This is a genomic window from Nitrosomonas sp. (assembly GCF_040256045.1).
GTDB lineage: Bacteria > Pseudomonadota > Gammaproteobacteria > Burkholderiales > Nitrosomonadaceae > Nitrosomonas.
This window is the reverse complement of record NZ_JBDZWD010000007.1, coordinates 1-23,539: the sequence shown is the minus strand read 5'-3', so window position 1 is coordinate 23,539 and position 23,539 is coordinate 1. Positions and strand designations below refer to the sequence as shown.

Here is a 23,539-nt window from a genome sequence, read left to right as displayed (position 1 = left end):
GTCTGTGCAAGTCACGTAATAATCTTCAGCCACGACTGCGAACAAAGAAGTATGGTGAGCGGCAAGTAGCGATCCAGTACTTTCGTTGCCGTTGATACTGGATTGCTTTACGCCCGAGGCATTCGCAAAGACGAGTATTTTGTTCCGTTTCAAAATTCTCCCCATTTCCCTTCGGTGCCAGTAGAGGCCGATGCAATATAATCCTTGACGACCGCTTTCTTCCGGTTTCGGATTTGCGACAACCGTTCGATATTGGTTGCCCGATTGGGGCTGCGTCGCTCGACGAAAGGCTGGCTGGCCGTATGAGCAGCAGCCATTCCCTGCTCCAGTTTGAATGCCGCTACCGCACGTGACAGTTGTTCCGCCTGTTCCCGCATCGATTCAGAAGCCGCTGCCGCCTGCTCTACCAATGCCGCATTCTGTTGCGTAATCTCATCCATTTGCGAAATAGCCTGATTGACCTGTTCGATTCCCTGGCTCTGTTCCTGCGAAGCAGCCGAAATCTCACCCATGATGTCAGTGACACGCCTGACCGACAGCACCACTTCCTCCATCGTTCTGCCCGCCTGATCCACCAGTTGGGTACCATCCTCTACCTTGTGTACCGAGTTGTTGATCAGTTCCTTGATTTCGCGTGCCGCTGCCGCCGAACGTTGCGCCAGCGTGCGCACTTCAGTTGCCACTACCGCAAACCCGCGTCCCTGTTCACCTGCACGGGCAGCTTCCACTGCCGCATTCAGCGCCAGAATATTGGTCTGAAAAGCGATGCCATCGATCACGCTGATGATGTCGACAATCTTCTTCGAGCTGTCGTTGATCGCACTCATGGTTTCCACTACCTGGCCAACGACTTCTCCTCCTTTTACTGCCACATCGGAAGCTGAGGCAGCCAGTTGGTTGGCTTGGCGGGCATTGTCCGCATTTTGCCTCACGGTTGAGGTCAATTCTTCCATGCTGGCAGCAGTCTCTTCCAGGTTGGCAGCCTGTTCTTCGGTACGTTGCGATAAATCCGAATTACCGTCGGCAATTTCTTTCGAAGCGGTAGTGATCAGTCCCGCTGAATCCTTGATCTGTCTGACAATATTGGCAAGTTGTCCCACAGTGACATTCGCATCATCTTTCATCGTGGCAAACATGCCCTGATATTCACGTGTGATCTTCTGCGTCAGATCACCATCCGCCAGGGCATTCAGCATTTCTGCCAACTCATTCAATCCCTGAGAAGTACTTTCCATCAGCCGATTGATCCCTTCCGCCAGTTGTCTGAAGAATCCTTCCTTACCGGCCAGCGTCAGGCGCTGGCTGAAATCACCCGCCACACTTGCCTGGACAATATCCACGACTTCTTTCTCGACTGTCAGTTCCTGAGTACGATCACGCCATTCGACTACAGCACCCGCCCGTTCGCCTGATTCACTGGTAACCGACATCAATATCAATGAATACGTCCGCTCCCCGATCCTGACGTTATCAATCTGTTGCTGCCCGACCAAGTCTCGCAAACGACCTTGTAATGACTTACATATTTCCTGCTCGGTCGCTTTGTTCACCAAAATCTCGCGTACCATCCGGTTCATGAAAATGATTGTTCCGCTGTTATCAGCAATCATGACTGCAGAAGTAGCCATATCGAGTGCATTGCGTACCCGCAGATTTTCGATATTCATCCGTTTGGTTTCGGTAAAGTCGATTCCCGCACGAATCTGCATGGATTTAAGCGCTTCGGTCAGCCGCCCGATTTCATCGTTACGATAGATGGTAATCTGACTGCTGTAGTCGCCCTGCGCCATTTTTTCCAGGTGATAAACCATGGCATCCAGCGGCTGATGAATACAGCGATACAGCAACACACCCATTCCACCCGCCAGCAAGACACTTAACCCCATCCCGGCGAACGCCAGATTTAGCTGGCCTTGCAGCATCAGCCAGACGGAACCCATCATGACCAGCAAAGGCATTGCACTAAATCCTGCAATCCGTGTTTTCAAGCTGAGATGGCGGAATTTCTCGCGCAGTGCCCCCAGCCAGTTATCTGCAACTATCTCTCCCGCAACAATCCTCATCTTTGCCGTACCCTCGCGCATCTGGCGATAAAGTATCTCAGCTGCCCGAATCTGATCATGCGATGGCTTGCTGCGTACGGACATGTGTCCGGTCACCTTGCCATGTTCCCTGATAGGCGTTGCATTGGCATAGACCCAATAACAACTGCCATCCTTGGAACGATTTTTGACTATACCGCTCCATGGTCTGCCCTGTTTGAGCATCTCCCAGAAATCCGCAAATGCTTCCGACGGCATATCCGGATGGCGAATGATGTTATGTGCCTGTCCAATCAGCTCCTGCTCTGTAAAACCACTCATTCTGATAAAGGGTTCATTGATATAAGTAATGACCCCTTTGGCCGTGGTCTTGGAAACGAGAAATTCTCCATCCCGCATTTCTCGCTCGACGCTGGTGACCGGCATATTGATTCGCATGACTCTCACTTTCCCGGTAAGTTACATATTTACAGAAACGCTACTTCTCAGTATCGACCAAATTTTGGCGCTTCTTCCCGTCATATAAAAGCATCATGAATCGTACGCCCGAGAAACGCTCGCAAAGATGAATGTTTTGTTCTATTTCAGAATTCTTCCCAGTCACCATCCGTACCGGTTAAAACAGCCGGAGATACCCTGGAAGAAGTAGTCTTCCTGTGGCTCTTCACTTGTGGCAAGCGTTCGATGTTGGTTGCCCGATTGGGACCACGCCGCTCGACGAAAGGCTGGCTGGTCGTATGAGCAGCAGCCATTCCCTGCTCCAGTTTGAATGCCGCTACCGCACGTGACAGTTGTTCCGCCTGTTCCCGCATCGATTCAGAAGCCGCTGCCGCCTGCTCTACCAATGCCGCATTCTGTTGCGTAATCTCATCCATTTGCGAAATAGCCTGATTGACCTGTTCGATTCCCTGGCTCTGTTCCTGCGAAGCAGCCGAAATCTCACCCATGATGTCAGTGACACGCCTGACCGACAGCACCACTTCCTCCATCGTTCTGCCCGCCTGATCCACCAGTTGGGTACCATCCTCTACCTTGTGTACCGAGTTGTTGATCAGTTCCTTGATTTCGCGTGCCGCTGCCGCCGAACGTTGCGCCAGCGTGCGCACTTCAGTTGCCACTACCGCAAACCCGCGTCCCTGTTCACCTGCACGGGCAGCTTCCACTGCCGCATTCAGCGCCAGAATATTGGTCTGAAAAGCGATGCCATCGATCACGCTGATGATGTCGACAATCTTCTTCGAGCTGTCGTTGATCGCACTCATGGTTTCCACTACCTGGCCAACGACTTCTCCTCCTTTTACTGCCACATCGGAAGCTGAGGCAGCCAGTTGGTTGGCTTGGCGGGCATTGTCCGCATTTTGCCTCACGGTTGAGGTCAATTCTTCCATGCTGGCAGCAGTCTCTTCCAGGTTGGCAGCCTGTTCTTCGGTACGTTGCGATAAATCCGAATTACCGTCGGCAATTTCTTTCGAAGCGGTAGTGATCAGTCCCGCTGAATCCTTGATCTGTCTGACAATATTGGCAAGTTGTCCCACAGTGACATTCGCATCATCTTTCATCGTGGCAAACATGCCCTGATATTCACGTGTGATCTTCTGCGTCAGATCACCATCCGCCAGGGCATCCATGATACGAATAACGTCCTCCAAGCTGGTTTCGCAAATTTGCATCAACTGATTCAAACTGTTTACCATGCCATGGAATTCGTGCTGATATTTGTCGGCATGACCACGGCGGGAAAAATCTCCCGCTGTAGCGCCCTCCACCAGATATTTGATCTCACTGTTAATCGCCTGCAGGCTGACCTTTACCTTATCCATTGCTTCAGTAACTCTTGCTTTCTCACCAGGTAAACGATCCATATCCATAGACAGATCACCTTGTGCATAGCATGTTACGACCTCCACCACCCGTTGTTTAACGGCGATATGCGCTTCTACCAGTTCATTAATCGCACTGGCAATGTCACCATAACTACCTGGAAATTGGTTTGCCGGGATGCGATAGCTGATCGTGCCGGCCTCATGCTGCTGCCGCATTTTTTGCTGGGCAATGCTAAAGCCATTTAACACTTCCACCATTTTTCCCATTGATTGCAGCAACCCAGAAATTTCGTCACGACCGACTACCTCGATGCGCTGATCCAGGCGACCGTTAGCAATGCCCTCTGCTACTTCCACTGCCTGATTAATCGAACGACTGATACCACGGATCAACACAAAACCCACCCCGCCTGCTAGTAAAATTCCCAACACGGTCAGGATAATCGTAGCTGTAAAAATACTGGAAGTTATCGTCTGTAAATGTTCATACTCCTGTGCAGTCACACTTTCCTGCAGGCCGATCAGTTGCATCAATGTGCTATGTACCGCTTCATATTTGGGGCCAGCATCCTGCAGCGTAGTTTCTACCGCTGCCTCAAAATTACCATTGATCGCATGATTGAGTGTCTGGTTGCGTGCCGCCTGGTAAATTTTCCATTGTTCGGTAAAACGGCCGGCCAGTGTCTGTTCTTCCGGCGTCATGTATGTATGAGTGAATTTCTGCCAGAGTTCATTAATTTTGGTATCTTCATCAATTACCTGCCCTGCACGCTGCTTGGCAATACCGGTATCGCGCAAATTGGTTACCAGTAACGCGTGCATACGCACTTGCAGCAGACTATCCAGTATCTGCGAGAAATGACCGAGCACTACCACTCGGTCCTGGTAAATTGTTTCCAGCTTCGTCTTGGACTGATACAGACCGTACAGCCCCACTGCGCCTACACTGATCAGTGCTAAAGACAACAGGCCGACTATAAAAACCAGCCGTGATTTGATCGTCATGTTCTGCAACATTTTTGCTCCCGATAAAGTAACTTGATTCCCCAAATACTGTGTTCCCATCACAGCCACTGATTTCTGCAACTATTTGCCTGTCTGTTCAAGAAGACCCATCTCCGAACTGCTCATGAGTTTTTCGATATCCACCAGAATCAGCATGCGTTCTTCCATGGTCCCAAGTCCAATGATGTATTCAGTATCGATCACCCCACCAAACTCTGGCGCAGGGCGTAATTGTTCGGTACTCAGATTGATCACGTCAGATACACCGTCCACCACGATGCCGATGACGCGTCCGGACAGATTAAGAATGATGACCACGGTAAACTGGTCATAATGCGCATCGCCCAGGTTAAATTTGATACGCATATCGACGATCGGTACGATGACCCCACGCAGATTGATGACACCCTTGATGAATTCAGGTGCGTTGGCAATACGAGTAATGGCATCGTACCCGCGTATTTCCTGTACTTTGAGTATCTCGATACCGTATTCCTCTTTTCCCAGACGAAAAATCAGGAATTCACTGCTGGCAAGATTTCCGACCAGGTTAAGCGATTCACCGGCGGCTGCGGCTTGGGTCAACAACATGGTTTGCTCCTCAGTAATGTGCACAAATCGGGTAGCAGTTTTAACGGCCTTCCCCGCAGAAATTTGATCAATTTATTACGCCGCATTGATCATTCTCTGTTTCGTGACATTGACCAGCCCCACGGCATCGAGGATCAGGGCGACACTCCCATCGCCCATGATGGTTGCGCCTGAAACCCCCGGTACCCGGCGATAGTTACTTTCCAGGCTCTTGATCACCACCTGATGCTGACCGACCAGCGTATCGACAAACATAGCGGCCTTGCTTCCCTCGGCATCGAGAATCACCAGAATGCCTTCATGGATGTTCTGAACCATCGGTTCCAGATTGAAGATCTCATGCAAGGCAATGACCGGCAGATATTCTCCGCGCACCTGTACCACGCGTCCCTGGCCGCGTATGGTGCGGATATCCTGGACAGCAGGCTTGAGTGATTCGGTGATATAGGTCAGCGGAATGATGAATATCTGGTCACCCACCGCGACTGATAATCCATCCAGAATGGCAAGCGTCAGCGGCAGACGGATCGAGATCCTGGTACCCTGGCCGGTAACCGAGTCGATTTCCACTCGTCCGCCGAGCCCTTCGATATTGCGTTTGACCACATCCATACCTACACCGCGACCAGAAACATCCGTCACGACATCGGCAGTAGAGAAACCGGCCTCGAAAATCAGCATCCAGACTTCCTGATCAGTCATGTTTTCGTTAACGGGCAAATTACGGCTTTGTGCCTTGGCCAGGATTTTCTCTCGATTCAGACCGCCGCCATCATCCATCACTTCAATCACGACACTTCCTCCCTGATGGGAAGCACGCAGTGTGATCGTGCCGCGCGCCGGTTTACCCAGTTCTCTTCTTTTTTCCGGTGTTTCGATACCGTGATCGAGACTGTTGCGAATGAGATGTGTCAACGGATCGGTAATCTTTTCAATCAATCCTTTATCCAGTTCTGTACCTTCACCCATGGTTTTGAGATCGACCTGCTTGCCCAGTTTGGAAGCGACATCTCTCACCACTCGTGGGAATCGGCTGAAGACAAAACTGATCGGCATCATACGGATCGACATGACAGCTTCCTGCAGATCACGCGTATTGCGTTCAAGCTGATTCAGGCCGTTGAGCAATTTTTCAAAAATAACCGGATCGATCTGGCTGGCGGTTTGTGCCAGCATAGCCTGGGTAATGACCAGTTCACCCACCAGATTGATCATTTGATCCACTTTTTCGACACTGACGCGAATGGAGGAAGATTCACTGTTTGATGATGAGGACTGGTCTGCAGATCGCTTTGAGTGCGATGTGCTGACGGCAGCTTTGGCAGGCGGCTTCACCGCGGAATTCACGGGACTGGTAGAGTTGGACAGGACTGGTGTTCCGGTTTCTTCTTTCCCCTCCTGTACTTTAACTGCTTTGGTTGTCTGATCGATGACAGGAGGGTATTTCTGTTCATATTCGATTACCGGTTCAGGAGCACCAGCAATCAATAGCGGATCGTCTGCAACTTTTTCTGTGATCTCAATGGACAAGCTGCTCGGATCCACCAGAAATGCCAGTGATTCCCAGACATCTTCCTCACTGATTTGGGTGGAAAGCTGCAATATACAAACTGATTCGGTGCCCGTTTCAGTCAGATTCTTCAACTGCCCCTGTCGCGAGAGATCGGCCAGCAGTTTTTCCATAACCGGCCGAGCAAGGTTCGCGCAATCAAATTCTATTCGGTAAGTAACAGCATTCTCCGGAATGAAAACCGGTTCAGCCATTGTGGGAGGGGGTTCCGCAACATGGACCGGCATAGCAGCACCGAGGACACTGTCAGATTTCGCCACGGGTACAGGCTCAATAGATTCAGGTGGAGATTCAGGCGCTGCATGACTGCTGCTGACGTCCATCTCCAACTCTTTCAGTTTATGATTGACTGCTTCCACCTCTGCTGGATCAGCTGGATCATTGCCCTTGTGACCATTGAGCTGGTGTTTCAATACATCTCTGGCATGCAGGAAAGCATCTACCATTTCAGCACGCAGCTCGAGCTCATTCTTGCGCAATCTGTCCAGCAGAGATTCCAGCACGTGGGTAAGTTCCGCCATATCGGTAAAACCAAAGGTTCCCGCCCCGCCTTTGATGGAATGAGCTACACGAAATATGGCGTTCAAATCTTCCGGATCAGGCGACAGAATATCCAACCTCAGCAAGCGTGTTTCCATTTCCGCCAGCAATTCACCTGCTTCCTCAAAAAATATCTCGTAAAACTGCTCGAGGTCAGCGCTCATAAAGGCTCCTGTCTTAAATTTGCAACAGATTACTGCAGTAAAATCAATATGTAATTTTAAACAGATTGATAAATCGGCTTCATTTCTAGCTAATTCCAAAACCGGGTACAATGCGCAATGACAATCGTTTCCATCCTCTCCTGCTCTAAAAACCAGGAAAACGGCCGTATGTAACGGCGGAAAAGAAACAGACAGGTATCTGAATCACAGGAATTTGCATTGCGACAGGGTATGTTCCCTTGTAATATCCTTACCCGTAAGGCGTTATTTATATTTCGGAAATTTGAGCAACAAGTTGAGTAAAAATAAAAATGTCAGATCACACTTACATCATCCGACAACAGGACAGAAACGCAGCGATCAGCTTCATTGATAATCAATTAAATAAAAACCACGCGTGGCTCAATGAAACCGAATCCCGGCGGATCACCGCCGGCCAGGAATATATACAGGCCAGAACCGACCCGGTCAGTTTCAATGCGTGGTGCCAGAAGTGGCTGAATGAAAATCAATGGGCGGAAATCAAACAGGCTATCTGTATAGCCAGAAGCCGGCAGGAAACGAGATTGCGGTACGCTGAGCCACACAAAACCATCAGCGTGACACATCATGCGTGGAAAATTCTTTCCGAAATCGCGCTACAGGAGCAGCTCACTCTATCAGAAGTCATCATCAACCGATTGGGCGGTAATGATGCAGCCAACTGTCCTCCCGCCAAATCACGCTATAATCTGACCAACTGACTCATCATGGATATACTCCCGGTCATCCGGCGGCGGGCGTACTCACCCTGCACTAATGGCAGGCTATGTTGACAACCCGTTCCTGGCAATGATCACTCAGTCTTCGATATTGGCTTATCTCCTGGTTAGCTGTCTGAATCGTCTTACCGACAAATCGAGCCAAATAAAACAGCGGTTGCAGACTCATGCGAATGAAACCATATGTTTTCGCATTGATCCTGTGGCGTGCCTGTCTGTCACAGTTATGCAGGATGGCCATTTCACGGTTGCTGCCAGAGACATGCAAGCTGCAGTCATTTTCGAAATACCGGTCGAAATTGTCCCGCGCATTATTTCCGGTGAGATGGCCATATTCGATAAAATCATTATCTGCGGTGATCCGGAGCTGGCAGATACCCTGCTTTACATAGGCAGAGTCTTTCAGGCTGAAATTGAAGAAAATCTGAATTCAATCCTGGGAGATGTGCTCACCAGACGGGTCACTTTAACCGGGCAAAAGCTGGTACGCTGGCATCTGGGAAGCATTCACAATTTGTCACTGGCACTAAGTGGATTTCTTAGCGAGGAGCAATCGGTAACCGCGAGCAGAACACGATTCCATCAGCTTGCTTCCGAAGTTGAATCGGTCCAGCAGCAGATTTTACGACTCGAGGAGCGAATTACCACCCTCATTCCATTGTTTTCCCCGATTGCAGATAATCTGCCCCGGACTGGCCGATGACCGGGAATTGAATAATGCAGTACTATTTCTCATACTGTGCAAGTACCTGCCTCATCTGCCGGTAATCTCACTTAACCGGTAACTATTTCATGCGTTTCTTTCGTCTGCTCAAAATCATCCTGATCGCGTTCCGTTTCGGTCTGGATGAAATTCTGCTTGCCCAGGTTCGCCTGCGCATACTCAAGGTATTTTCGGCTTTACTGCCATTCCGCTCCCGGCTCAAGCTGCCACGTGCGGTCAGGCTACGTCTGGCGCTGGAAGCACTGGGGCCTATTTTCATCAAATTCGGACAGATGCTGTCCACTCGCCGAGATTTACTCGCTCCGGATTTTGCCGAGGAATTGGCACTGCTGCAGGATCGGGTGCCCCCCTTCCCTTCTGAACAGGCAGTCAAAATTCTGGAAACCGTCTACGGCAGGCCGGTTCATGAAGTTTTTCTCGAATTTGACATTAAACCGGTCGCCAGTGCATCGGTTGCCCAAGTGCATTATGCAGTACTACAGGACGGTACGCAGGCTGCCGTCAAGATCCTGCGGCCGACCATCGCGCCAATCATCGCGCATGACGTAGCACTGATGGAAACCGGTGCCTGGCTGCTCGAATCCATCTGGCCGGATGGCAAGCGGCTGAAACTACGTGAGGTAGTGGCTGAATTCGCGCGCCATCTGGAGGATGAACTCGACCTGATCCGGGAAGCTGCCAACTGCAGCCAGTTACGACGCAATTTCCAGAATTCCCCGCTGCTGCAGGTACCGGAAGTATACTGGGATTACTGCCATCCGGAAGCCATGGTGATGGAACGAATGATCGGTACCCCCATCAGCCATGTCGCCTCGTTGCGCACACAGGGAATCGATATTCCTCAACTTGCCCGCATGGGAGTGGAGATCTTCTTCACTCAGGTATTCAGAGATGGCTATTTCCATGCTGACATGCATCCTGGCAATATCTTCGTCGGCAGTGATGGACGCTACATTGCCGTGGATTTTGGCATTATGGGTTCGCTGAGTGATCAGGATAAAAACTATCTCGCGCAGAATTTCCTGGCTTTTTTCCGCCGCGATTACCGTCGCGTAGCGCAAACACATATCGAAGCAGGCTGGGCACCAAGAAATACACGCGTGGATGACTTTGAATCCGCCATCCGTGCCGTCTGTGAACCGATTTTCGACCGGCCACTGAAAGAAATCTATTTTGGCCGCGTGTTGCTGCGTCTGTTCCAGGCTTCGCGCCAGTTCAATGTGGAGATCCAGCCTCAGCTTGTTCTGCTGCAGAAAACCCTGCTCAATATCGAAGGGCTGGGCCGTGACCTGGATCCGGATCTCGATCTCTGGAAAACCGCCAAACCCTTTCTGGAAAACTGGATGGCCGAACAGGTCGGCCTGCGCGGGCTGGTCACCCATCTCCAGAAGGAGGCAACCAACTGGGCAGTCATTCTGCCGCAATTCCCCCGCCTGCTGCACTACAACCTGAGCCAGGAACGCGCCCAGAATCTGGAAGACAGGCTAGCCCAACTAGTCGCACAGGAGAAACGGCAAAGCAGATTACTGGCATTGCTTGCACTGCTGCTGACAGGATTACTACTTGCTCAGATATACCTCTGAACGAAACTGATAAATTCGAAAAAGGTAAAGAAGAAGATACTTTGCCTTTGTCGGTTTCCAAAGTCGCCATGATCTGCAATGGCACTCTCCGGCACTTTCAGAGTTTCCCAACCCGGCAGAATCAAATTTGTTAAAATTCGGCTTTTTGGAATAAAGTCATGGCGTTACTTGAGTTGCGCGACGTTACCCGACGTTTTGGCGACTTCACCGCAGTAGACTGCGTCAATCTATCGATCGAGGCAGGCGAGCTCTTCACCCTGCTGGGTCCGTCCGGCTGCGGAAAAACGACACTGCTGCGCATGATTGCCGGCTTCGATGTACCTGATTCCGGCCAGATATTGCTGGATGGCCAGGATATCGCCAACACACCACCCGAGAAACGCCCCATTCATACGGTTTTTCAAAGTTACGCCCTGTTTCCGCACATGACAGTGACAGACAATGTTGCCTTCCCACTGAAAATGTCGGGAAAGGCATCTGCCGAAATCAAAAAACGAGTAGAAAAAGCGTTGGAGGAAGTGCAACTGTCCAGATTCGCACACCGCTTTCCGCATGAACTATCCGGCGGACAAAGGCAGCGGGTGGCATTTGCCCGTGGGCTGATCAACCGGCCACGCCTGCTGCTGATGGATGAACCGCTCGGTGCGCTGGATGCAAAGCTGCGGGAAGACATGCAACGGGAGCTGATCAACCTGCAAAAGGAAGTCGGCATCACCTTCGTTTTCGTTACTCACTCGCAGGATGAAGCGCTGGCACTATCGCAGCGAATTGCAGTCATGAATCAGGGACAAGTCGAACAGATCGGTGAACCTTCCGTAATTTACAGCCACCCGGCCAATCGTTTCATTGCCGACTTCATCGGCAAGATCAACCTGATGGCAGCACGGATAACGCAAGTTTCCAACAACGATATGACGCTGGAAATCGATCAGCTCGGTACCACTACGCTCCCGCTGAAACAGGGTATCAAAGCCGGAGATCGGGGCGTGATGGCAATTCGTCCGGAACAGGTGAGCGTGCACTCACTGGCTAGGCATACGGAACTACCCCATGCCCATGCTGGCAAAGTGCTCGATTTTCTCTATGTCGGGGATGTCACCACCTACATCGTCGAACTGGATTGCGGTATCCGCGTGGAGGCCCTGCTGGCGAACTCTTCACCCGGACGCGCGCGTTTCTTTGAGGTGGACGATCCGGTCATCGTCAGCTGGACGCGAGAAGCAGCCCAATTTCTGATGGATTGACCATGAACAGACTCCGCCTGACACGCTGGCTGGTAAGCCTGCCACCGACCCTATTCCTGCTGCTGTTCTTCGTGGCACCGAGCCTGCTCATGATTGTGACTTCTTTCCGCTACCCGGGTGAATTTGGCGGGCTGGCGCCCTTGTCGGCACCGGAAACAGGTACTGCAAAAGGAGATTCCGGGCTGTACGGTCTGACACTCGAAACCTACCGTTTCTTTTTCAGCGATATCCTGTACGCGGAAATTTTCCTGAAATCATTCGCAGTTGCGACGGCCACTACCCTGATCTGCCTAGTCATGGCTTATCCGGTCGCCATGCTGATTGCCCGGAGTGCAAAAAAATACCGCAATCTGATGGTACTGCTGGTGGTACTGCCATTTGCCAGTAATTTTCTGATCCGTATCTATGCCTGGATGATCATTCTCGGGCCGGAATCGACATTCAGTCACCTGATCAACAGCGTACTCGGTGTGCTGGGCTTCGAGCCGGTCATGCTGCTGTTTTCCCCGTTTGCTGTACTGGTAGGCACAGTGTATGTGCATCTGCCGTTCATGATCCTGCCGCTCTACACCAATCTGGAAAAACATGATCCGGTATTGCTCGATGCGGCCCAGGATCTCGGTGCAAACCGCTGGCAGCGATTCTGGCGGGTAACCTGGCCACAATCCCTGCCGGGTGTATTTTCCGGTTCGGCACTGGTATTCATCCCGGTACTCGGCATGTTTGCCATACCGGATATCCTGGGTGGCACCGGCGATATCCTGATCGGTAACCTGATCAAGGATCAGTTCCTGGGTACACGCGACTGGCCGTTCGGCTCTACCCTGTCCATCATGCTCACCCTGGCGGTGCTGAGTGTGGCCGGCCTGGCAACCTGGTTTGCCCGCTCCCGCACTGCTTCCAGTAATTAATTCACTGACATGAAACGTAATAATCTGACATTGTGGCTTGCAGCCATTCCGGTTTATGCATTTCTTTATATTCCGCTGATTGTCGTCATAGTGTATTCGTTCAACGATTCCCGCCTGAATGCGGAATGGGTGGGTTTCACACTGGACTGGTACTACAAACTGTTCAACAACGGTGAAATGCTGCTGGCCGCCCGCAATTCACTGATCATCGCAGTAACTGCGAGCCTGCTCGCCACCATACTGGGAACCATGGCCGGATTGGCGATTCACCGCTACCGGCTCAAAGTACTGCCGATACTTGCCTTTACACCCATCGCCATGCCGGAAATTCTGTTGGGAGTTTCGCTGCTGCTATTTTTCCTGCAGGTATTGAATCTGACACTGGGCATGATCTCGATCATCATTGCGCATACAACCTTCTGTATCGGTTTTGTCGCGATCATCGTCCGTGCTCGCCTGCAAGGTATGGACGACAGTATTTTCGAAGCAGCACGCGATCTGGGTGCAACTCCCTGGCAAACGTTCAGGTTGATCACCCTGCCGCTGATCATGCCTGCCGTGGCCGCCGGCGCACTGATGTCGTTCACACTATCGATCGACGATTTTGTCATCACCTTCTTTACCAAGGGTGTCGGAGAACCGATTCTGCCGATCCAGATCTATACCATGATCAAAATTTCAGTAACGCCCGAAGTCAATGCGATTTCCACACTGCTGATGCTGTTGACGCTCGTCCTGATCATTCTCGCCAACCGGCTCGATGCTGGTGCACTACGCGGAGAATAACAGTGAAAGTGGGGATTATTCGATCGTATCTCGTCTATCTGCTGATCAGTATACTTGCAGGCTGCACTGCCGGAAGCGGGTCCGGAGATAATTCGTCTGATCAGCAAGATAACGTTTTGCGGCTGTTCAACTGGAATAATTACATCAGCCAGAAAACAGTCGAGCGCTTCGAACAGATGTGTCAGTGCCAGGTAACACAAGACTATTATTCCGATAATGAAGAGCTACTCGCCAAACTGGCGGCTGGTGCAACCGGTTATGATCTGCTCGTTCCGACGGGCGATGCCATGGACACACTGATTCGAGAGGGCGCGCTGAGGGAGTTGGATAAATCAAAGATCCCCAATCTGAAAAATATCAATCCCGGCTACCTGGAAACCAAATTTGATCCGGACAACCGCTATTCCGTCCCGTATGCCAACACCATTACCCTGCTGGGATTCAATCGCGAAAAAATTACCGGACTGGGATTACCCACCGATAGCTGGGCAATCATCTTCGAACCGGAATACCTGAAAAGAATCAAAGGACGCGTGACAGTACTCGACAGCCAGCGCGAACTGCTTGCTGCTGCACTCAAATATCTGGGCTACTCCGCCCATGATACCGACGAAGCTCACTGGCAACAGGCCAAAGCACTGATCATTCGCGCCAAACCTTATTGGGCCGCTTTCAACAACACCAGTTATATCCGTGAACTGGCGGTTGGTAATCTATGGGTTGCTCACGGTTATTCGAACGATATGTTTCAGGCTGCGCAGGATGCGAAAAAAACCGGGCGCCAGTTCAGCATCGACTTTGCCATTCCGAAGGAAGGCGCAGTACTGTCGCTCGACAGCATGGTGCTCCACCGCAGCGGACACCGCCCCGATCTAGCACACCGCTTCATCAATTTCATGCTGAAAGGTGAAAACTCTGCCGAGCTGACCAATCTGACTGGCTCCGGTAACCCCAATCTGGATGCCAGGCCCTACATCCATCCCGAAATTATTGCCAATCCGGCCATTTTCCCGGATGCAGCACAGTTTGCCCGGCTGGAAATGCTGGAAGACATCAACCACACACAACGCCGGCTACTCAGCCGGATATGGACAGAAATCAAACTGAGGTAAAAGGTATGACCTACTATCAGCACCACGTTTTCTTTTGCATCAACCAGCGCGCCAATGGCGAACGCTGCTGCAACGACCACCACGCTCAGGAAATGCGTGATTACGCCAAGGCACGTATAAAGGAACTCAAGTTGAGCGGAAAAAGGAAAGTACGCATCAACAACGCCGGCTGCCTCGACCGCTGCGGCGAAGGCCCGGTCATCGTCGTCTACCCGGAAGAAGTCTGGTACACCTATGTCGATCAGGAAGATATCGACGAAATCATCGAATCTCACCTGCAGAACGGGAAAATCGTCGAACGGCTGAAGATCTGACTGTTCCCCGCCTGGCAATAAGAACCTGTTCAAAGTCTCGATCAAGGGAAGCAGTGCAAGGCAAAATTGAACGAGAAAGCGGAGCATACTCGAAGTATGTGAGCATTTTGAGTTCGATTTTAACGCTGCAATGCACCCTTCAGTGAGATATTGAACAGGTTCTAACAGGAAACACATAGCCCATCTTCATGGCGGTAAGAGCAAACCCAATTCCTTCAGAAATTTATTGTGCTTGGCCTTTGCCTGCGCAATCTCCTGCTCAATATCCATCAATTGCTGGTGTGTGGCCGCAAGATCAATTTCCTCCTCCGCCACGGCGGTACCCACATATCGCGAGATGTTGAGGTTGAAATCTTTCTTTTCGATTTCTTCCATGCTTACCCGGCGCGAGTAGCGCGGCTCTTCCTTGCGGAACTGGTAGGTGTCGATGATCTTATCAATGTGCCCCGGCAGCAGATAATTCTGCCGCTTGCCCTTTTCAAAATACTCGGCGGCGTTGATGAACAACACGTCGTCCGGCTTCTTGCACTTCTTCAGCACCAGGATGCACACCGGGATGCCGGTGGAGAAGAACAGGTTGGCGGGCAGGCCGATCACCGTGTCGATGTGGCCGTCTTTCAGCAGCTTGGTGCGGATACGCGCCTCGGCTCCGCCGTGGAACAGCACACCGTGGGGCAGGATGATGGCCATCACGCCGTCCTGCTTCAGGAAGTGGAGCCGTACAACAGGAAGGCGAAGTCTGCGGCCGACTTCGGTGCCAGTCCATAGTTCTTGAAACGGGTGTCTTCACCCAGTGCCTCGCTAGGCTCCCAGCGGTAGCTGAACGGCGGGTTGGCCACAACGGCATCGAACCGGGGCATCTTGGCCGGATTGGTCTCGCGTAGCATGTCCCACTCATTGAGCAGGGTGTCGCCGTGGAAGATGTCGAACTCCGAATCCTTCATCCCGTGCAGCAACATGTTCATGCGAGCCAGGTTGTAAGTGGTAATGTTCTTCTCTTGACCGTAAATCTTGCCGATACCGTGCGGCCCCATGCGGTGTCGCACGTTGAGCAGCAGGGAGCCTGAGCCGCAGGCAAAGTCGAGCACGCTGTCAAGGTGCGAACGCTTGCCCGTGGCAGGTTCCTGGCTATCCAGCGTGACGATGGCCGACAGAATGTCTGAAATACGCTGCGGCGTGTAGAACTCGCCGGCCTTCTTGCCGGAGCCTGCTGCGAACTGGCCGATCAGGTATTCATAGGCATCGCCCAGGGTGTCGCTGTCAGTGGAGAACTGACCCAGGCCCTTGGCGATTTCGGCGATGATCTTGCATAAGCGCGTGTTACGTTCTGGGTAGGTTTTGCCCAGTTTGTCGGATGCCAGGTTGATCTCTGAGAACAGCCCACGGAAGGTACTGGCGAAGGATTCTTCCTCGATGTATTTGAAGCCGGCCTGCAAAGTGATGAGCAGTTCCGGGCTCTGCGTGCGCGCCATCTCGACGATGTTGTCCCACAGGTATTGGGGTTCGATCACGTAATGCACCTTGCGGCGCATTTGCTTCTCAAACTCAGGCACATCATCCAGGTTGCATTCGTACCAAAGCTGCAACGAGGTAGAGACCGAGCCATCAATCTGCTGCGGATAGTCTGGCCCCAGCTCCTTCTGCGCGGCGGCCTCGTAATTGTCCGACAGATAGCGAAGGAAGAGAAAAGCCAGCATGTAATCGCGGAAGTCATCCGCATTCATCGCGCCACGTAGCTGGTCGGCGATGGCCCAGAGGGTTTTGCCCAGTTTTTGTTTTTCGAATTCGGTCATGGTGTGCCTACTATTGCGGCCTCAGCGGTCTGAGGGAAAAAATCGGGATTGAAGGGATAGCGTTTCAGGAAGCCATCCAAAATCGTCTTGAAGTAGACCTTGTTCTCTTCCAGCATCGGCTGGGGCTCGAACAAGGAATAGTTGCCGTGGCTCAGGATGTTGATGAGTCGCGCATGCAGCACACCCTCCGGGTCGTCCGCATCGTCGGTCGGGATGCAGGCCGAGAAGTTCGAGAAGCCATGAAAGCTCGCCGTCTTCTCAAGAATCGTGCGCAGCATGTTGAAGTGGTGCGTGAACAAACGATCTTCCTGCGCCGCCTGATACAGTTCAGCCAAGGCGGCAACGTGGTGGAAGAACGGCGTATCGCCCTCTTCGGGTCGTAGCAGATAGCCGCCGTTGGCCGGGTGCTTGTTGATTACATAGCGGCGAGCCTTGCCCAGCTCATTGCATAGCACATTGAAAACAAGGTGTGGTGCGTGGAGATCACCGTCTTGAGTCGGTTGTCCTGCCGCTTGAGCAACTGTGCCAGGTGATTGGCGACGGCAATGGCGTTGTGCTCATCCAGTGATGAGATCGGGTCGTCGATATACAGATACTTCACCCACTGATACGCCTCGATCTCCAAATCCATCGCCAGCTCGACCACGGCCAGGAAAAAGTGCTGATCCTTGATGCGCTTTTGCACGTCCTGGTAGTACAGGCCGAACTCACTGATACGGTGGTTGGTACCAAAGCGTGCGTTGTAATCGGCGACGATGCGAGTGAGTGCCGCCTTCTTGCCCTCTGGGTCTTTCTTGTTGTCTTCTTGTTCTTGTGGCAGGTCTTCCTGAATCTGCTGCACGTCCTTGTTGCCTTCGGCTGGTGGGGAGAACACGCAGGCGACATTCAACGGACGGAATTCGGGGTCTTGCTCTGTTTTTTGGTTCTGAATGCGCCCGAACAGCTCAAAGTATTCAATCGCATCGTTGATGCCGGCCGTTGCCAGCACCGCATTGAACTTACGACCATTGGTCGCAGTGTCATGCTTGGCGAGGATAGTCTCGATGACCTTGACCTTGGCTTTGGCTACGCCTTCGCCGGGCTTGGGCGGGTTCTTGCCTTCAGGCTTGAAGTAGTCCACGTGGAAGCGCAGGACATTGCGATCTTCAATGGCGTGGGTGATGGTGTATTGGTGCAGACAGCGCTGGAATAGATCGTCGGTCGTGCGGTAGCTGGCCTGCTGGCCTTCGATCTGCTGATAGCTGGCGTTCTTCTCGAAGATGGGTGTGCCGGTAAAGCCAAAGAGCTGAGCGTTAGGGAAGAACTCTTTGATGGCTTTATGATTGTCGCCGAACTGCGAACGGTGGCATTCATCAAAGATGAAAACCATTCGCTGGTTGCGTAGTAGCTCCAAACGCTCTTTGTAATTGCGCTTGTTGGCCCCATCCAGGGCAAGGCCCAACTTCTGAATGGTCGTGACTATCACCTTGTCGGCGTAGTCATCCGACAGCAGGCGGCGCACCAGTGTTTCGGTATTGGTGTTTTCCTCAACGCAGCCTTCCTGGAAGCGGTTGAATTCCTCGCGAGTCTGTCGGTCCAAGTCTTTACGGTCGACCACGAACAGACATTTGTCGATGTCTGGATTGTCCTTGAGCAGGGTAGACGCCTTGAAGGATGTGAGAGTCTTTCCCGAGCCGGTAGTATGCCAGATATAGCCGTTTCCGCAGTTCTGGTGGATGCAATCCACGATGGCTTTGACGGCATAGATTTGGTATGGCCGCATCATCAACAGCTTTTGTTCACTGGCCACTAGCACCATGTAGCGGCTGATCATCTGGCCAAGGGTACACTTGGCCAAAAACTTCTCGGCAAAGCTATCGAGCAGGGTAACCTTCTTATTGTCTTCGCTGGCGAACTGATAAATCGGCAGAAAACGCTCGTCCGCGTTGAAGCTAAAATGGCGCGCGTTGTTGTTGGCGAAGTACCAGGTATCGGTGCGGTTGCTGACGATGAATAGCTGCAAAAAGCACAGCAGCGTCTTGCTGTAGCCGTTGCCGGGAACGGTCTTGTAATCAACGATCTGCTGCATCGCCCGGCGCGGGCTGACGGCCAGGGTCTTCAGCTCAATTTGCACTACCGGCACCCCATTGATGAGCAGCATTACATCGTAGCGGTGATGATGCGTAGCTGGTTGATGACCTCGAAGTCGTTCTTGCACCAATCCCGGATGTTCACTAAGGTGTAGTTCAGCGGCGTGCCATCGTCGCGCTCGAAGCTGTTGATGTTGCGTAGTGTTTGGGCAGCGTTGTAAACATCGTCTGTCACGATGCTGTCCCGCAGACGCTGGAACTCGCTGTCGGTCAGGTGCACCCGGTTGAGTGCCTCAAACTTGGCGCGAAAGTTGGCCTCTAGCGCGGCACGGTCCCGGATATCAGGGCGATAGGTGTACTTGAGGTCACCAAGCTTGGCGATCAGATCAAATTCAATCTGATTTTCTATTGTGATCATTGATCTAATTCAAAGATAGGAGGTGGATAATACATAGCAGAAAACACACCATTCAAGACAGATATCATACTGGAAAACTCATACACACTGTAAATACGGCATATCCGGCAAAACACTCTATACAGTAGTTAGTCGTCATAAAACAGTCACCTGTTACAGGATTCATCCATGCTAAATGAACAGAAACTCTTCGTTACCGGCCCGGCCGGCCAACTGGAAACCGTTGTTACACTGCCGGAGGAATCACCACGCGGCCTCGCTGTCGTGGCACATCCGCATCCGCTTTATCAGGGCAGCATGGACAATAAGATCGTCTACATACTCACCCGGGCTTTTATCGAACAGCAATACATCACGGTGAAATTCAATTTTCGTGGTGTGGGTGCAAGTGCAGGCAGTTATGCCGAAGGAAAAGGGGAAATCGAAGATGTAATGGCTGTCACTCAAGCTATGCGTGAGCAGTACGATACCGGGCCGGAACCACTGCCGCTGACACTGGCCGGATTTTCATTTGGTGGAGCGGTCCAGGCGCATGTCGCACAGCAGTTGAAGCCCTGCAAGCTAGTACTGGTTGCACCATCAGTAGAGCGTCTACATGCCCCGCCTGTAGTCGATCATGCCCGGCATATCCTGGTCATTCAGGGTGATCAGGATACGATCGTGCCGCTTCAGAACGTACTGAGCTGGGCAGCTCCACAAACACTTCCAGTGACGGTCATTCCTGGTGCCGAGCACTTTTTCCATGGCAAACTGCACATTCTGAAAAACATCATTCTGCAGAACTGCAGTATCAATTAAGCGGGAGCCAGTCTCTGCCCGTAAGGAAATCGGTATAGAGCTTCGCTTCCGGGCTGCCCACTGCGGGTGACCAGTCGTAACGCCATTTGACGATAGGCGGCAGTGACATCAGGATGGATTCGGTACGCCCTCCCGATTGCAAACCGAACAGTGTGCCGCGATCCCATACCAGATTGAATTCCACATAGCGGCCACGCCGATAAGCCTGAAAATCCCGTTCACATTCGCCATAGGGAAGATCGCGACGCTTTTGCAGGATCGGGATATATGCTGCCGGAAAATGATTACCGACACTTCTGGTCAGGTTGAAGCAAGTAGCAAAATCCGGCTGATTGAGGTCATCAAAAAATACCCCGCCAATTCCGCGTGGTTCCTTGCGGTGTTTCAGATAAAAGTATTCATCACACCATTTCTTGAAACGCGGGTAGTACTCCGTACCTGAAGGCTGGAGTGCATCCTTGCAGATCTGATGAAAGTGAACGGCATCTTCTTCAAAACCATAGTAAGGCGTGAGATCCATACCGCCGCCAAACCACCACACCGGCTCTGCTCCTTCTTTAGTGGCTGCAAAAAAACGGACATTCATGTGAACAGTCGGTGCATAAGGGTTGCGCGGATGCAATACCAGCGAAACACCTGCTGCTTCAAATGCTCTGCCGGCCAGTTCAGGCCGAGCTGCAGTGGCCGAGGCGGGCAGCGCTTTGCCGAACACATGCGAGAAATTGACTCCCCCGCGCTCCAGCACGTTACCCTCCTCGATCACACAACTGGCCCCTCCTCCGCCTTCCGGGCGATCCCAGGTATCGCGACGGAATGACTGGCCATCGGCCTGCTCCAGCTCGGCTACGATTCTGTTCTGTAAATCAATCAGGTAATCCTTTACCTGTATAAAATTCATATCCCCTCCCATATGGTGCTGCCGTTTGCCAATCGGTTTTTTCAGCCAATTCTACCTGCACAACCCTGAATTGGCACGCTGACAGGAGATGAGTTCGCACAGGAGCATTCGACGTATCCCAACCCAGGCCGGGAAAAAGATGTATAGAACTATCATCGTTCTCTATATCAACCCCGTTTCTGTAATGAGATTTCCGGCGACCAGTAAAAATACAGAGCAATTTCAAACTATCCCTAGGCGCTACTGAGGTTATACTTATAAGATGAACTATAAATAAGGCAGGCGGGTCAATATAACCTGCTATAACAAAAACAGCAGTAATTTGTATATTTATGTTTGGAGATCATTAAAATGAATCGAAGCTATTCAACAGTTTCTCATAGTGCATCATCTTCTTTTGCGACTAACAAGGTATTACGTAACACTTACATGCTGTTATCGTTGACGCTATTGTTCAGTGGCCTAACTGCCGGGCTTTCGATGTTCTTAAATATGCCACCGATGACATATTTGGTTTCTGTGATAGGCGGCATGCTGATTGCAATGTTTGTGTTACCCCGTTTTGCCAGATCTGCAGCAGGAATCGGAATTGTTTTTCTGATTACAGGTTTATTAGGATTTGGATTGGGGCCCATGTTAACCATGTATGCTTCGCTGCCTAATGGTGGAAATATCATTACATTGTCACTAGCGGGCACTGGCACAATATTTATGGGATTATCGGTTTATGCCCTTGCCACACGAAAAGATTTTAGTTTTCTGGGTGGATTCTTGATGGTAGGTTTTTTGTTAGTTTTACTTGCTGCCCTGGCAAATATTTTCTTACAAATACCTGCAATGTCATTAGCGATATCAACTGTAGTTATTCTCATCATGAGTGGTTTCATTTTATATGACACGAGTCGTATTATTCATGGTGGCGAAACTAATTATGTGTTAGCAACAATCGGGCTGTATATGACTATTTTCAATATCTTTATCAGTTTGTTGCAAATTTTAGGAATTATGGGTAGTGATGATTAATTGTCAGCTGCTTTAGCTACTCAAAGCCCCGGTTTGACCGGGGCTTTGTTTTTAGAGCGGAATAAATGGAAGGGAAAGAGGTTCAGGTATGGATTGGATGCAAATCGGCTCCGCATTAGCGTTAGTAATGTTCTTGATAATTTTATTTCCCGCGGCGCTGGAAATGATGAAGAACAGCCCTAAAGCTACTTCTTCGGATTGGAAGGCTGTTATCGTTCCTCTGATAATAATTATTATATTTATTATGTTGTTAACTAAGTTAGTTTAAGTCAGGTTTTTCTGGCACCAGTGTGTGTCCTCATTTCACAGTTTGAGCCAGATGAATATACAGGCCAGGCAGACCATCGCTTTGAAATTATGCGCCAGCTTTTCAAAGCGGGTTGCAATACTGCGGAAGTGTTTAAGTCTGGCAAACAGATTTACCGCCAGGTGACGAAGCTTGTAGAGGTAGGAATCGAACTCTGGATGGGTTTCTTGCTGTTGGCTCTTCCCGGGATGACGAGATTCATTCCGACAACCTTTGTCTGCTCACGAATGGCCTCTGAGTCATAGCCTTTGTCTGCAATGAAATTCTCCGCCACGCCTATTTTCGCGATGAGTTGGTGCGCAACTTTGGCGTCGTGAACTTCACCCCCAGTGACTCAAAATTGATCAGATTTCCATACGCATCGGAGGCAAATCCATACCACTACAATGTAGGACTAAACAGCATATTCCGGTTTGATATCGCGCTATCAGAATTACACTATCGGGCCGCTGCAACATTCTCGTCATCCGGAAAGAAAGCGTTCCTCCATTTCAGCCATGACGGAAACCAATTATTATTTCTCAGATTCCCCTGATCTTTCCCGGAAAGTGACTCATGAAAGCGGAACAAGCAATTACCATGGCAGCTTACAATCGCTGGATGAATGAACGGTTATATGCAGTATGCGCCGAACTTTTGATGAAGAATGCAAGCAGGATCGCGGGGCTTTTTTCCGGTCCATCCACGGCACATTGAACCATCTGCTTCTTGCCGATAAAATCTGGCTTGGACGGTTTGAAAGGGTACCTTTCCCGGCTGTCAGCCTCGATCAGCAATTATTTAGTCGTCCCTGAAAGACAAAATAACCGACTGATTATTATTGGTTATATTGTCATTTATGGTGATCAGATCGACTGGGAATGATAAAATTAACCTGAGTTCGGGATAAGAAAAGGCTATGTCTGCATTAAACGTTGAAAAGTCATTTTAGTCCAACGAGCTGGAACATCAATAGAGGGAGGACACGATTATGAAAGCCTCTGATTTTCGGGAATGGGTTGGAAAAATTGACGTAGGTCGTCAACCGTAGAGTCCAACGGGTTAAGCGGCTATCTGTTTTGCA

Annotated in this window: 20 protein-coding genes and 2 pseudogenes; 11 read left to right on the top strand and 11 right to left on the bottom strand. The window is 51.0% G+C overall.

Going from position 1 to position 23,539, the window contains the following annotated elements:
* Positions 1–149: 149 nt before the first annotated feature.
* The 4 genes from ABUL11_RS02610 to cheA form a co-directional block, all read right to left on the bottom strand.
* Positions 150–2,480, bottom strand: a complete 2,331-nt coding sequence (locus ABUL11_RS02610) for a methyl-accepting chemotaxis protein (RefSeq protein WP_350282304.1) — start codon at positions 2,478–2,480, stop codon at positions 150–152.
* Positions 2,481–2,626: 146 nt separating this feature from the next.
* Positions 2,627–4,882: a methyl-accepting chemotaxis protein gene (locus ABUL11_RS02605; protein WP_350282303.1), complete on the bottom strand. Its 2,256-nt coding sequence runs from the start codon at positions 4,880–4,882 to the stop codon at positions 2,627–2,629.
* 69 nt (positions 4,883–4,951) lie between these two features.
* Complete coding sequence (locus ABUL11_RS02600; protein ID WP_350282302.1) at positions 4,952–5,461, bottom strand: chemotaxis protein CheW; 510 nt, start codon at positions 5,459–5,461, stop codon at positions 4,952–4,954.
* 75 nt (positions 5,462–5,536) lie between these two features.
* Entirely contained in the window at positions 5,537–7,735 is a 2,199-nt protein-coding gene (cheA, locus tag ABUL11_RS02595; protein ID WP_350282301.1) for a chemotaxis protein CheA, read from the bottom strand.
* A 311-nt stretch (positions 7,736–8,046) separates the two neighbouring features.
* Between cheA and ABUL11_RS02590 the strand changes: the two genes are divergently transcribed.
* The 8 genes from ABUL11_RS02590 to ABUL11_RS02555 all read left to right on the top strand — a co-directional run bounded on the left by ABUL11_RS02590 (position 8,047) and on the right by ABUL11_RS02555 (position 15,170).
* Positions 8,047–8,478 (top strand): hypothetical protein, encoded by a 432-nt coding sequence (locus ABUL11_RS02590; protein WP_350282300.1) that lies wholly within the window; start codon positions 8,047–8,049, stop codon positions 8,476–8,478.
* Between the two features lie 88 nt (positions 8,479–8,566).
* A complete protein-coding gene (locus tag ABUL11_RS02585) occupies positions 8,567–9,199 on the top strand; it encodes a hypothetical protein (protein WP_350282299.1) in 633 nt (210 codons plus the stop codon).
* Between the two features lie 89 nt (positions 9,200–9,288).
* Positions 9,289–10,803: a ubiquinone biosynthesis regulatory protein kinase UbiB gene (gene ubiB, locus ABUL11_RS02580; RefSeq protein ID WP_350282298.1), complete on the top strand. Its 1,515-nt coding sequence runs from the start codon at positions 9,289–9,291 to the stop codon at positions 10,801–10,803.
* Between the two features lie 158 nt (positions 10,804–10,961).
* Complete coding sequence (locus tag ABUL11_RS02575) at positions 10,962–12,047, top strand: ABC transporter ATP-binding protein (RefSeq protein ID WP_350282297.1); 1,086 nt, start codon at positions 10,962–10,964, stop codon at positions 12,045–12,047.
* A 2-nt stretch (positions 12,048–12,049) separates the two neighbouring features.
* Positions 12,050–12,958: an ABC transporter permease gene (locus ABUL11_RS02570; protein ID WP_350282296.1), complete on the top strand. Its 909-nt coding sequence runs from the start codon at positions 12,050–12,052 to the stop codon at positions 12,956–12,958.
* Between the two features lie 9 nt (positions 12,959–12,967).
* Positions 12,968–13,744 carry an ABC transporter permease gene (locus ABUL11_RS02565; protein WP_350282295.1) on the top strand — a complete coding sequence of 259 codons (777 nt, stop codon included), beginning with the start codon at positions 12,968–12,970 and terminating at the stop codon, positions 13,742–13,744.
* A gap of 2 nt (positions 13,745–13,746) precedes the next feature.
* A complete protein-coding gene (locus tag ABUL11_RS02560; protein ID WP_350282294.1) occupies positions 13,747–14,856 on the top strand; it encodes an ABC transporter substrate-binding protein in 1,110 nt (369 codons plus the stop codon).
* Positions 14,857–14,861: 5 nt separating this feature from the next.
* On the top strand, positions 14,862–15,170 hold the full coding sequence (locus ABUL11_RS02555) for a (2Fe-2S) ferredoxin domain-containing protein (protein WP_350282293.1): 309 nt from the start codon (positions 14,862–14,864) through the stop codon (positions 15,168–15,170).
* A 186-nt stretch (positions 15,171–15,356) separates the two neighbouring features.
* Here ABUL11_RS02555 and ABUL11_RS02550 read toward each other — a convergent pair whose 3' ends face one another.
* The 5 genes and pseudogenes from ABUL11_RS02550 to ABUL11_RS02530 all read right to left on the bottom strand — a co-directional run.
* Positions 15,357–15,860, bottom strand: coding sequence for an N-6 DNA methylase (locus tag ABUL11_RS02550; protein WP_350282292.1), 504 nt, complete (start codon positions 15,858–15,860; stop codon positions 15,357–15,359).
* A gap of 14 nt (positions 15,861–15,874) precedes the next feature.
* Positions 15,875–16,963, bottom strand: coding sequence for an N-6 DNA methylase (locus tag ABUL11_RS02545; RefSeq protein ID WP_350282291.1), 1,089 nt, complete (start codon positions 16,961–16,963; stop codon positions 15,875–15,877).
* A complete protein-coding gene (locus ABUL11_RS02540) occupies positions 16,960–17,418 on the bottom strand; it encodes a hypothetical protein (RefSeq protein ID WP_350282290.1) in 459 nt (152 codons plus the stop codon). Before ABUL11_RS02540 ends, ABUL11_RS02545 begins: the two co-directional genes overlap by 4 nt.
* Positions 17,379–18,725, bottom strand: a complete 1,347-nt coding sequence (locus tag ABUL11_RS02535; protein ID WP_350282326.1) for a DEAD/DEAH box helicase family protein — start codon at positions 18,723–18,725, stop codon at positions 17,379–17,381. Before ABUL11_RS02535 ends, ABUL11_RS02540 begins: the two co-directional genes overlap by 40 nt.
* Positions 18,726–18,962: 237 nt before the next feature.
* Positions 18,963–19,450 (bottom strand): annotated as a pseudogene (locus tag ABUL11_RS02530) (type I restriction endonuclease); the annotation flags it as partial.
* 168 nt (positions 19,451–19,618) lie between these two features.
* Between ABUL11_RS02530 and ABUL11_RS02525 the strand changes: the two are divergent.
* Positions 19,619–20,248, top strand: a complete 630-nt coding sequence (locus ABUL11_RS02525; protein WP_350282289.1) for an alpha/beta hydrolase — start codon at positions 19,619–19,621, stop codon at positions 20,246–20,248.
* On the opposite strand, the gene hemF is transcribed toward ABUL11_RS02525, so the two are convergent.
* A complete protein-coding gene (gene hemF, locus ABUL11_RS02520; RefSeq protein WP_350282288.1) occupies positions 20,241–21,146 on the bottom strand; it encodes an oxygen-dependent coproporphyrinogen oxidase in 906 nt (301 codons plus the stop codon). The genes ABUL11_RS02525 and hemF overlap by 8 nt on opposite strands.
* Before the next feature lie 351 nt (positions 21,147–21,497).
* Here hemF and ABUL11_RS02515 point away from each other — a divergent pair, with 351 nt between their 5' ends.
* A complete protein-coding gene (locus tag ABUL11_RS02515; protein ID WP_350282287.1) occupies positions 21,498–22,169 on the top strand; it encodes a Bax inhibitor-1/YccA family protein in 672 nt (223 codons plus the stop codon).
* Positions 22,170–22,472: 303 nt separating this feature from the next.
* On the opposite strand, the pseudogene ABUL11_RS02510 reads toward ABUL11_RS02515, so the two are convergent.
* A pseudogene (locus tag ABUL11_RS02510) lies at positions 22,473–22,839 on the bottom strand (IS5 family transposase); the annotation flags it as partial.
* A gap of 260 nt (positions 22,840–23,099) precedes the next feature.
* Here ABUL11_RS02510 and ABUL11_RS02505 point away from each other — a divergent pair.
* Positions 23,100–23,270, top strand: coding sequence for a DinB family protein (locus ABUL11_RS02505; protein WP_350282286.1), 171 nt, complete (start codon positions 23,100–23,102; stop codon positions 23,268–23,270).
* The last annotated feature ends 269 nt before the right edge of the window (positions 23,271–23,539 follow it).